9 protein-coding genes are annotated in these 10751 nt (G+C 72.2%); 4 read left to right on the top strand and 5 right to left on the bottom strand.

Annotation, left to right across the window (positions count from 1 at the left end; translation table 11 throughout):
• Window positions 1-51: 51 nt before the first annotated feature.
• Both IPT68_RS08735 and IPT68_RS08730 read right to left on the bottom strand, forming a co-directional pair.
• A complete protein-coding gene (locus IPT68_RS08735; RefSeq protein ID WP_373300603.1) occupies window positions 52-819 on the bottom strand; it encodes a DeoR/GlpR family DNA-binding transcription regulator in 768 nt (255 codons plus the stop codon).
• 304 nt (window positions 820-1123) lie between these two features.
• Window positions 1124-1933: an NAD-dependent epimerase/dehydratase family protein gene (locus IPT68_RS08730; RefSeq protein WP_189698806.1), complete on the bottom strand. Its 810-nt coding sequence runs from the start codon at window positions 1931-1933 to the stop codon at window positions 1124-1126.
• Between the two features lie 237 nt (window positions 1934-2170).
• Between IPT68_RS08730 and IPT68_RS08725 the strand changes: the two genes are divergently transcribed.
• Together IPT68_RS08725 and IPT68_RS08720 are read left to right on the top strand one after the other, a co-directional pair.
• Window positions 2171-3112, top strand: a complete 942-nt coding sequence (locus tag IPT68_RS08725) for a 5-dehydro-4-deoxyglucarate dehydratase (RefSeq protein WP_189698805.1) — start codon at window positions 2171-2173, stop codon at window positions 3110-3112.
• Window positions 3109-4275, top strand: a complete 1167-nt coding sequence (locus tag IPT68_RS08720) for a hypothetical protein (RefSeq protein WP_189698804.1) — start codon at window positions 3109-3111, stop codon at window positions 4273-4275. The genes IPT68_RS08725 and IPT68_RS08720 overlap by 4 nt, the downstream gene beginning before the upstream one ends.
• On the opposite strand, the gene IPT68_RS08715 is transcribed toward IPT68_RS08720, so the two are convergent.
• Complete coding sequence (locus tag IPT68_RS08715; RefSeq protein ID WP_189698978.1) at window positions 4212-5462, bottom strand: MFS transporter; 1251 nt, start codon at window positions 5460-5462, stop codon at window positions 4212-4214. The two genes, IPT68_RS08720 and IPT68_RS08715, sit on opposite strands and share 64 nt — an antisense overlap.
• A 139-nt stretch (window positions 5463-5601) precedes the next feature.
• Here IPT68_RS08715 and IPT68_RS08710 point away from each other — a divergent pair, with 139 nt between their 5' ends.
• Together IPT68_RS08710 and IPT68_RS08705 are read left to right on the top strand one after the other, a co-directional pair.
• A complete protein-coding gene (locus IPT68_RS08710) occupies window positions 5602-6204 on the top strand; it encodes a TIGR03086 family metal-binding protein (RefSeq protein ID WP_189698803.1) in 603 nt (200 codons plus the stop codon).
• Between the two features lie 503 nt (window positions 6205-6707).
• On the top strand, window positions 6708-8165 hold the full coding sequence (locus IPT68_RS08705) for an NCS2 family permease (protein ID WP_189698802.1): 1458 nt from the start codon (window positions 6708-6710) through the stop codon (window positions 8163-8165).
• 93 nt (window positions 8166-8258) lie between these two features.
• Here the strand turns inward: IPT68_RS08705 and IPT68_RS08700 are convergent, their stop codons facing one another.
• Window positions 8259-9710, bottom strand: a complete 1452-nt coding sequence (locus IPT68_RS08700) for a penicillin-binding transpeptidase domain-containing protein (protein WP_189698801.1) — start codon at window positions 9708-9710, stop codon at window positions 8259-8261.
• A gap of 102 nt (window positions 9711-9812) precedes the next feature.
• Window positions 9813-10586: an IclR family transcriptional regulator gene (locus tag IPT68_RS08695; RefSeq protein ID WP_189698800.1), complete on the bottom strand. Its 774-nt coding sequence runs from the start codon at window positions 10584-10586 to the stop codon at window positions 9813-9815.
• Between the last annotated feature and the right edge of the window lie 165 nt (window positions 10587-10751).

The following is a 10751-nucleotide window of genomic DNA, read 5'->3' as shown; positions in this document are numbered from 1 at the left end:
GATAAGGGGCACTGCTGGGCGTGGGGGCGCCCAGGGGGAGTGAGTGGACCGTCAGACGCGGATGACCTGGGGACCGAGCAGGGAGTGGCGGTGCGCCTCGGCGGCGGGCAGCAGCGTGCTCGTGACGATCGCCTCCAGCGCGCCGATCTCGGCGAACCGGCAGAAGCTGACCGCCCCGAACTTGGTGTGCACGCCCGCGAACACCGTGCGCCGAGCCGCCCGCACCGCCTGCGCCTTGACCTCGCCGACCGCGGGGTCGGGGGTGGTCAGGCCCTGCTCCCGGGAGATGCCGTTGGCGCCGATGTAGGCGAGGTCGACGACGAAGCCGGCGAGCATCTTCGTCGTCCAGTGGTCGACGGTGGCCAGGGTGCCCGAGCGGACCCGGCCGCCGAGCAGCAGCACCGAGAAGCCCTCCACCTCCGCGAGCGCCCCGGCGACCGGCAGGGACGCGGTGACCACGGTCAGCGGCCGGTCCCTGGGCAGCGCCTCGGCGATGAGCCGGGGGGTGAAGCCCTCGTCGACGAAGACCGTCTCGGCGTCCCCGAGCAGTTCGGCCGCGGCGGCCGCGATCCGGCGCTTCTCCGGCACGTGACGGGTGGCGCGGAGGGCGAGGGTGGTCTCGAAGCCGGCGCTCTCCACCGGGTAGGCGCCGCCGTGGGTGCGGCGGACCAGCCCGTGGTCCTCCAGGGCGCGCAGGTCCCGCCGTACGGTCTCCTTGGCCACGCCGAGCCGGGCGGCGAGCGCGGTGACGTCGACGGAGCCGGTGGCGCGGGCCGCGCGCACGATGTCGCGCTGCCGTTCTTCTGCGGTCCGGTTCACCTTCGTCACCCGCCTTTTCGCTGCGCTGTGCCCGTTCGGGCCATGGGGGAAGTTCTACAGCGGGTGCTGGATGGTGACCAGGTCTGTTAGGGGGGTGATAGTGCCCGGATGTGCCCGTTCGGTCTTGGGTGCGGGCGGTTGCGGGGGGAGGGGTTTGTGTGTTGGCCGCGGGTGCGTCGGGGCTGGTCGCGCAGTTTCCCGCGCCCCTGGGGGCGGGTCCGGGCCGTTTCTCGAGGGGTGCCCGTATGCGGGGGCGGGCGGGCCCGCTTTCTGCCCGCCCGGCCTTGTCGTGGTCGGGATCTCGTCAGTACGGCCAGATCGGCGGGTCGGTGACGAAGTGGCCGCCCAGGCGGGCGTGCGCCGGATCGGCCGGGTCGAGCTCACCCTGCTCGGCGATCAGCTTCTCGGCGTACGGCTCGGAGTCGTCCTGCGGGTCGTAGCCGAGTGACCGCGCGCTCGACAGGTCCCACCACAGGCGCGTGTTCGCGGAGGAGCCGTAGACGACCGTGTGGCCGACGTTCGGGGCGGTCAGCGCGGCGTGGAAGAGGCGGGCGCCGTCGGCGGGGCTCATCCACACCGAGAGCATGCGCACGCTGGTCGGTTCCGGGAAGCAGGAGCCGATCCGGACGGAGACGGTCTCCATGCCGTACTTGTCCCAGTAGAACTGGGCGAGGTCCTCACCGAAGGACTTGGACAGGCCGTAGAAGGTGTCCGGACGGCGCGGCGTGTCGATCGGGATGAGCGGGTCGTCGCCCCGAGGGCGGGGGGTGTAGCCCACCGCGTGGTTCGAGGAGGCGAAGACGACGCGCCCGACGCCCTCCTCGCGGGCGGCCTCGTACAGGTTGTACGTGCCCTCGATGTTGGCCTTCAGGATCTTCTCGAAGGGGGCTTCCAGGGAGATGCCCGCGAGGTGGATGATCGCGTCGACGCCCCGCACGGCCTCCCGCAGGGCGGCCCGGTCGGCGAGGTCCGCGGTGATCGCGTCCGGTGCGCCCTCGACGGGGCGCAGGTCGAACAGGCGCAGCGCGTACCCGTGCGCCGGGAGCAGGTCCCGCATCAGGGTGCCGAGCCCGCCGGCGGCGCCGGTGAGCAGAACGGTGCGGGGAGCGGGCATCCTCGGGTCTCCTTGAGGGGTCTCCATGAGCGAATGGCCGCATGCATGCACGGCATTCACATTCGTGGACACGCTAGGGGGCGGGACCATGTCCGTCAAGGGGCGCGCGAAGTGGCGAATCCGCTGGTGTGATGGGGGTTGACCGGCTTGACCCCCCGCCAGGACCCGCCTTAGCGTGGGCTTGTTCAGGAATGTGGACGCGGAACAAGAATATAGACCTTGGACCTTGGAGAGCCCGTGACGCCAGCCCCGCTCGCCGCCCGCCTCAGCGTCCCCAGCGGGCCGCTGTTCTTCCCGGTCACCGCCTTCGGGCCCGACGGCTCGCTGCGCCTCGACGCCTACCGTGCCCACGTCCGCCGCGGGGTCGAGGCGGGGGCCGCCGCCGTCTTCGCGTGCTGCGGCACCGGGGAGTTCCACGCGCTCACGCCCGAGGAGTTCGAGGCCTGCGTGGAGGCGGCGGTGGAGGAGACGGCGGGGCGCGTGCCGGTGGTCGCGGGCGCCGGATACGGGACCGCGCTCGCCGTGCGCTACGCGCGGACCGCCGAGCGGGCCGGGGCGGACGGGCTGCTCGCCATGCCGCCGTACCTCGTCGTCGCCGGGCAGGAGGGCCTGCTGCGGCACTACCGGGAGCTCGCGTCGGCCACCGCCCTCCCGGTCGTCGTCTACCAGCGCGACAACGCCGTGTTCACCCCCGGGACCGTCGCCGACCTCGCCCGCACGGACGGGATCATCGGCCTGAAGGACGGCCTGGGCGACCTGGACCTGATGCAGCGGATCGTCAGCGCCGTACGCACCGGCGTCCCCGGCGACTTCCTCTACTTCAACGGACTGCCGACCGCAGAGCAGACCCAGCTCGCCTACCGTGCCATCGGCGTCCCGCTCTACTCCTCGGCCGTCTTCTGCTTCGCCCCCGAGATCGCCCTCGCCTTCCACGCCGCCCTCGCCTCCGGCGACGACCGCACCGTGCACCGTCTCCTGGACGGCTTCTACCGGCCGTTCGTCGAACTGCGCGCCCAGGGCCGCGGTTTCGCCGTCTCCCTCGTCAAGGCGGGCGTACGACTGCGCGGGCTCGACGTGGGCGAGGTGCGGCCCCCGCTGCACGAGCCGAGCGAGGACCAGGTCAAGCAGCTGGCCCAGCTGATCGAGCGCGGCCACGCGCTGCTGGAGGAGGCCGAGTGAAGGCGTCGGCGTTCGTCTACCCCTGGGACGTCAACGGGGACCCGGAGGCACCCGCGCGCGTCGCCGCGCTCGGTGTGGACCAGGTGACCCTCGCCGCCGCCTACCACTCCACGCGCGCCTTGACGCCCCGCCACCCACGCCACCGCGTCGTCACCGCCGAACACGCCGCCGTGCTCTACCCGGCGGACGCCCGCTGGGAGGGCCGCCCGCTGCGCCCGTACCCGGCCGGCGACTGGGCGCCCGGCGACGCCTACGGCGAGGCGGCCCACGCCCTCGCGGACGCCGGCCTGCCGGTGCACACCTGGGTGGTCCTCGCGCACAACTCCCGCCTGGGCGCCGAGCATCCGGACACCTCCGTCGTCAACGCCTACGGCGACCGCTACCCCTGGGCGCCGTGCGTCGCACAGCCCGCCACGCGCGCGTACCTGGTGGAGCTGGCCGCCGAGGCCGCGGTCCGGCCGGGCGCGCACGGCACCGAGCTGGAGTCCCTCGGCTGGTACGGCCTGGCCCACCTGCACGCCCACGACAAGACCGCGGGCGTCGCTCTCGGCGACGCCGCGCAGTACCTCATGTCGCTGTGCTTCTGCCCCGACTGCCGCGCGGGCTACGCCGCACACGGCCTCGACCCCGAACGGCTCGCCCGTGGCGTACGGACCGCGCTGGAACCGGTCTGGCAGGGGTCACCCTTCGACGGGGGCGGTTGGGCGGGCGTCGAGAAGCTGCTCGGCGAGAGCACGGCGAACGCCACGCGCGCGTGGCGCGACGCCACCGCACGAACCCTCCAGGAGGCGGCGGTCGCGGCCGTCCGCGCCGCCGCACCCGACGGATTCCAGGTCCTCCTCCACGCGGACCCGGTGTCGTACCACTGCGGGGCCAACGCGGGCGTGGACCCGGCGCACGTCCTGTCCGTCGCGGACGGCGTGGTGGTGCCGTGCACGGGCGGGGCGGGTCTGCTGACGCCGTTCGCCGAGGAGGGCCGTCAGGGCGCCGTGCTCGCCGCCAACTTCACCGTGGTCTCCGGCATGGGCGGCCGCCCCGGCACCCTGGCCGAGGACGCCGCACGCGCGCGTGCCCTCGGCGCCACGGAACTGCGGCTGTATCACGCGGGGTTGGCGTCGGACGGCGACCTGGCGGCGGTACGGGCGGCGCTCGCCCGCAGCTGAAGCGGCGTCGCCAGCAGGGCCAGACCCAGCAGCAGGAGCAGCGGCTGGTGGGGGAGGAGTTCGACCAGGGCCGCACCCACCGCCAGCCCCAGCACGTTCGGGGCGAACATCAGGGTGCTCGCCGTGGCGGCCGTACGGCCCACCAGGCCCTCCGGTGTGCCCCGCTGCACGGCGGTCAGGGCGGCGATCAGCACACAGGGCAGCCCCGCGCCGACCGCCACGCTGCCGGCCCACGCCGCCGCGTCGTACGGCACCGCCCGCAGCGCCACCGCGACGCCGGTGAGCGCGATCCCGGCCGCCGCGAACCGGCGCTCACCGAGCCGGCGCAGGGCGGTGCCGGAGGCCAGGCCGACCGCGACCGACCCGAGCCCCTGAAGGGCGGCGAGGACCCCGGCGTACGCCGGAGGGTGGCCGAGGCGCTCGACGACGGCGTACAGCAGGGCGCCGTTGAGCCCGGCGCAGAGCATCGTCGTGCCGCCCGCAAGGACCAGGGGACGCAGGCGGGGGTGGGCGCACAGCAGGCGGACGCCCTCGGGCGTGGAGGCGCGCCGGCCCGCGGCGGGCGGACGCTCCCGGACGCGCAGAGCGGCGTACAGGCCCGTCGCGACCAGGAACGTGGCCGCGTCCAGCAGGGCCACGCCCGCCCCGCCGTACGCCGCGTAGACGCCCGCTCCGGCCAGCGGGGCGATCAGCTTCATGCCCTCGGTGACGGTCGTGCGCAGGCCGTTGAAGTCGCCGAGCAGGGCGGGGTCGAGCGCGGTGGCGACGAGCGCCGACTCGGCGGCGTCCTGGACGACGCCCGCCGCGCCGTACACGAACAGGACCGCGAACAGCAGCCACACGTCACCCGGCGCGTCCACCGTGAGGAGCGTGGGCAGCAGCGCCGCCATCAGCAGGTTCGTGCCGATCAGCAGGGGCTTGCGCCGGACCCGGTCGGCCAGGGCCCCGAGGACGGGGCCCGCGAGCGTGGGCGCCCACATGGCGAGCAGACTCAGCGCGGCGAGGCCGTCCGAGCCGGTGAGGTCCTTCACCCAGACGCCGGTGGCCAGCCACAGCGCGGAGGTGCCGAGGCCGGAGACCACCGCGCCGGTCAGCTGCAGGGCGGCGTTGCGGTCGCGCAGGAGGCGGGCGAGGGGGCGGGTGCGCGCCGGACCGCTCCCGCGAGCACCGCCAGGTGTGCTGTTCATCCCGGTCATGCCTGGTCATCGTGGTTCTGAGGCCCCGGGGAGCGGATCGGGCAGATGCCGTAGACAGCCGTGCGGCGACCGATGACTTTCGCGGCCGCGGTCGGTCCACCTCCCGAGAGATCCTTCCCGAGGAGTACCGATGACCGACGTGACCGATGTGACCACCCTGGACCTCGGCCCGCAGACCCGGGTCGTCGCCCGCCTCGCCGCCGGGGTGAGCGACGAGCAGTTCGCGGACCCGACGCCGTGCCCGGACATGGCGGTGCGCAACCTGCTGGGACATCTGCTGGGGCTGTCCGTCGCCTTCCGTGACGCCGCCCGCAAGGCCCTGGGCCCGACGACCGACACCAGTCCGGACACGACCGTGCCGGACATCGGCCCCGGCTGGCGCGAGGAGCTGCCCAAGGTGCTCGACGACCTCGCCGACGCCTGGCGCGACCCGGGCGCCTGGACCGGCATGACCCGCGCGGGCGGCGTGGACCTGCCGGGGGCGGTCGCGGGCGTGATCGCGGCCGACGAGCTGGTGATCCACGCCTGGGACCTGGCCCGCGCGACCGGCCAGTCCTACGCTCCCGACCCCGCCGCACTGCGCGCGTCGTACGACTTCCTCCTCGCGGCGGCCGGTGAACCGGCCCGCGACGACGGCCCCTTCGGCCCGGTCGTCGACGTTCCGGCGGACGCGCCGCTGCTGGAGAGGGCCGTGGGGCTGAGCGGCCGGGACCCGGGGTGGCGGCGCGGCTGACCGCCCTGCCTAGCCGGTCGCGGTTCCTGCGGGGCGGTCCGCGGTCTCCGGACCGCGGGCCGCCCCCGGCCGGTCGGGCAGGTCCAGGGGTGAAGCAGGCGATGCGAAAGAGAGCCGCACCCAGCCGTCGTCGGCCACCACGCGGGCGCCGGCCGGCTGCGCTGACGTCCCACGGCCGGCCGATCTCACGGTGCGTGCCGTCGCCGCCGGGGCGGCCCGGGCCGTTCAGGGCGGACAACCGGCGTACTCGGGCTGCGCGGGCATGAACCATCCTGTGAGAGGGCGGCTGTGTGGGTTCGGGTGTCCTCGGAGTGCCACCGGCGATGTGACAGTGCGTCAATCGGTGCGAACGGTGCGGGTGGGAGCGACACTCTCGGTCGATCCGACGTACGGCGGGGCGATATCCATTCCGTAACACGGGGAAAACCTGAAACCGCGTCGACGTGGGAACAATCCAGCCAACATCCGCACACAGATCATTCAGGCACCAGGGAGCGTCCGCCATGTCCGATACGCAGAAGGTGACCGACCGGCCGAGTGCCCCGCCACCGGCGGCGAACGGCGTCGACCGGTTCTTCAGGATATCCGAGCGGGGATCCACCTTCGGCCGGGAGATACGCGGCGGCTTCGCCACGTTCTTCACGATGGCCTACATCCTCGTCCTGAATCCCCTCATCCTGGGCAGCGCCGAGGACAAGTACGGCGATCAGCTCGACCCCGTCCAACTCACCACCGCCACCGCCCTGGTGGCCGCGGTGATGACCGTCATCATGGGCATCGGCGGCAATCTCCCGCTCGCCCTCGCCGCCGGACTGGGCCTCAACGCCGTCGTCGCCTTCCAGATCGCCCCGCTGATGAGCTGGGACGCCGCGATGGGCCTGATCGTCGTCGAAGGCCTGCTGATCTGCGTGCTGGTGGTGACCGGCCTGCGCGAGGCCGTCATGCACGCCATCCCGCAGCCCCTCAAGCAGGCGATCAGCGTCGGCATCGGTCTGTTCATCGCGTTCATCGGCTTCGTCGACGCCGGCTTCGTCAGCCGGATCCCGGACGCCGCGAACACCACCGTGCCGGTTCAGCTGGGCGGTGCCGGCACGCTCACGGGATGGCCGATTCTCGTGTTCTGCCTCGGGGTGCTGCTGACCGTCGGACTGCTCGCCCGCAGGGTCAAGGGCGCCATCCTCATCAGCATCGTGACCATGACACTCGTCGCGATCGTCATCGACTCCCTCGCCGACGTCAAGAGCTGGGGCCTGACCACACCCGCCTGGCCCGACCAGGTGGTCGGCACCCCCGACTTCGGGCTGATCGGCGACTTCGACCTGTTCGGCGCGTTCGGCGAGCCCGGCGTCGGCGTCATCACGGTCGTGCTGCTGATCTTCACGCTGATCCTGTCCGACTTCTTCGACACCATGGGCACGGTCGTCGGCATCAGCACGGAGGCCGGGCTGCTGGACGAGGACGGCAAGGTCCCGAACCTCGGCCGCGTCCTGCTCATCGACGGCGCGGCGGCCGTCGCGGGCGGCGCCGCGTCGTCGTCCTCCGCCACGTCCTACATCGAGTCGGCGGCCGGCGTCGGCGAGGGCTCGCGCACCGGCTTCTCCAATCTGGTCACCGGCGGCCTGTTCGCCCTCGCCCTGTTCCTCACCCCGCTGCTCACCATCGTCCCCCTCCAGGCCGCCGCGCCCGCCCTGGTCGCCGTCGGCTTCCTGATGATGACCCAGGTCAAGCAGATCGACTGGGACAGGTACGAGATCGCCGTCCCGGCGTTCCTCACCATCGCCGTGATGCCGTTCACGTACTCCATCACCAACGGCATCGGCGCGGGCTTCGTCGCCTACGTCGTCATCAAGACGGTGCTGGGCAAGGCCAAGGAGGTGCACTGGCTGCTGTGGGCGACCTCGGCGCTGTTCCTGGTGTACTTCGCGATCGACCCGATCGAGCAGGTTCTCGGCGTGAAGTGAGGGACGCTGCGCGGCCGGTGCGGGTTCACCGTGGCCGGCCGCGCGCACGGGGCGGGGCCGCACATCGCACACAGCCCCGCCCCCCTCGGGGCGTTACCGCAATGCCGCTTCCATCACGGCCTTGGCCACGGGGGCGGCCAGCCCGTTCCCGCTCACCTCCGACCGCTCCGCGTCCGACTGCTCCACCACCACCGCCACGGCGACCTCCTTGTCCGAGGAGTCGGACTTGGCGTACGAGGTGAACCAGGCGTACGGCGTCTTGCTGTTGTTCTCGCCGTGCTGGGCCGTGCCCGTCTTGCCGCCGACGGTGGCGCCGGAGATCCGCGCGTTCGACCCCGTGCCCTCCGCGACGACCGTCTGCATCGCCGACTGGAGCTGCTCGGCGGTGGAGGAGCTGACGATCTCCTTGGTGGAGGCGTTGTCGTCGTAGTCCTCCAGCACGTCGCCGCTGTGGTCGGTGATCTTCGACACCATGTGCGGCTCGACCAGCTCGCCGCCGTTGGCCAGCGCCGCGGAGACCATGGCGATCTGGAGCGGCGTCGCGGTCACGTCGAACTGGCCGATACCGGAGAGCGCGGTCTGCGCCTTGTCCATGTCCTTCGGGTAGACGCTCTCGTACGCGCGCACCGGCACGTCCTGCTCGCTGTCGTTGAACCCGAACTTCTCGGCCATCTCCCGGACCTTGTCCTGGCCCAGGTCGACCGCCATCTTGCCGAAGACGTTGTTGCAGGAGTACTGGAGCGCCACCCGGATCGACGCGTCCTCACAGGGCGCGTTCGGGTTCTCGTTGGTGAGGTTGCTGGAGGACTGCGGCAGCGGGTACGGGTCGGGGCTCTTCGTCCTCTCGTCCACCGAGGAGTACAGCCCGTCCTCCAGCGCGGCCGCCGCCACCACCAGCTTGAAGGTGGAGCCGGGCGGCAGCGGCTGGCGCAGCGCCCGGTTGGTCATCGGCTTGTCCTCGTCGTCCTCGGTGAGCCGCGTCCAGACCTCCGAGTTGCCCGCGGTGATCTCCGACGGGTCGTACGACGGGGTGGAGACGACTGCCAGGAGCCTTCCGGTCCTCGGGTCGATGGCGACCGCGGCGCCCTTCTTGTCGCCGAGCGCCTCGTACGCCGCCCGCTGGGTGTCCGGGTCGATCGTCGTGATCACGTCACCGGGGTCGGCGCGCTTGTTGGTGACCGTGTCCAGCACGGTCTTCAGCCGGGTGTCGGTGCCGTCCAGCAGCTCCTGGTAGACGCCCTCCAGCTGGGTGGCGCCGTACACCTGTGAGCTGTAGCCGGTCACCGCCGCGTACAGCGCGCCGTCCTCGTAGGTCCGCTTGTATCCGAGGTCGCCGCCGGTCGTCCGGGCCGAGCCGGTCACCGGGTCGCCGGCCACGACGATGTTGCCGAGCGGCTCGCTGTACAGCTCGATCGCGTTCCGTCGGTTGTCCTTGTCGTCCGCGAGTGCCTGGCCCTTGTAGAACTGCACCCAGGTGGCCCTGACCAGCAGCACCAGCACCAGGAGCAGGGTGAAGACCGCAGCCCGCCTGATCGTCCTGTTCATTCCGCTGAGGAAGACGAGCGGCACCGGACGGAACGTTCCCTTCCGTCCCGTTTTCTCATCCGCTCCTCAGAAAACGGCGTCCCGGCCGCCGGGCCGGGCCGGTCACAGCCTGCGCGTGGCCAGCGTCAGGCGGTCGCGGGCATCGAACAGGGCGTCCTTCACCATCTGCTCGTGGGCGGGGGTGAGCCGGGCCACCGGGATCGAGCAGCTGATCGCGTCGCGGGCCGGGGTGCGGTAGGGGATGGCCACGCCGAAGCAGCGCAGCCCGAGGGTGTTCTCCTCGCGGTCGACGGCGTACCCCTGCTCCCGTACCAGGTGCAGCTCCTCGATGAGCCTCTCCCGGTCGGTGATGGTGTTCTCGGTCAGCGCGGGCAGGGTCTCCGGCAGCATCTTGCGCACCTGCTCGTCGGAGTACGTGCTGAGCAGCGCCTTGCCCAGCGAGGTGGAGTGGGCGGGCAGCCGGCGGCCGACCCGGGTGAACGGGCGCAGGTAGTGCTGCGACTGGCGGGTCGCGAGGTAGACGACGTTGGTGCCGTCCAGGCGGGCCAGGTGGATGGTCTCCGTGGTGTCGTCCGAGAGCCGGTCCAGGGTCGGCCGGGCCACCGCCACCACCTCGTCGCCGTCGATGTACGACGTGCCGACGAGCAGCGCGCGCACACCGATGCCGTACCGCGTGCCCGTCGCGTCCGTCTCCACCCAGCCGAGCTCGACCAGGGTGCGCAGCAGCATGTACAGGCTCGACTTGGGGTAGCCCACGGCCTCCTGCACGGCGGCCAGCGAGTGCATACCGGGACTTCCCGCGAAGTACTCGAGCAATTCAACGGTTCGCACCGCGGACTTGACCTGCGCCCCGCCGCCTGTCTCGCCTGCCGACATCGCCCTTGACCCCTTCGTTCGACGGGAAATAGTCTCCGCATCATATTCACCATGAGAGACAGCGTTCAGTATATCGAACAACGCTGGTGGATCGCGTGGTGAACGACGTACGTACTGCGGCAAGACATGTGGAGGGACCCGCGGTGGCAGCAGCACCAGTCTGGA

The sequence above is a fragment of the Streptomyces chromofuscus genome (assembly GCF_015160875.1).
Lineage (GTDB): Bacteria > Actinomycetota > Actinomycetes > Streptomycetales > Streptomycetaceae > Streptomyces > Streptomyces chromofuscus.
The sequence above is the reverse complement of the archived record's forward strand: the minus strand, read 5'-3'. Positions and strand labels throughout refer to the sequence as shown.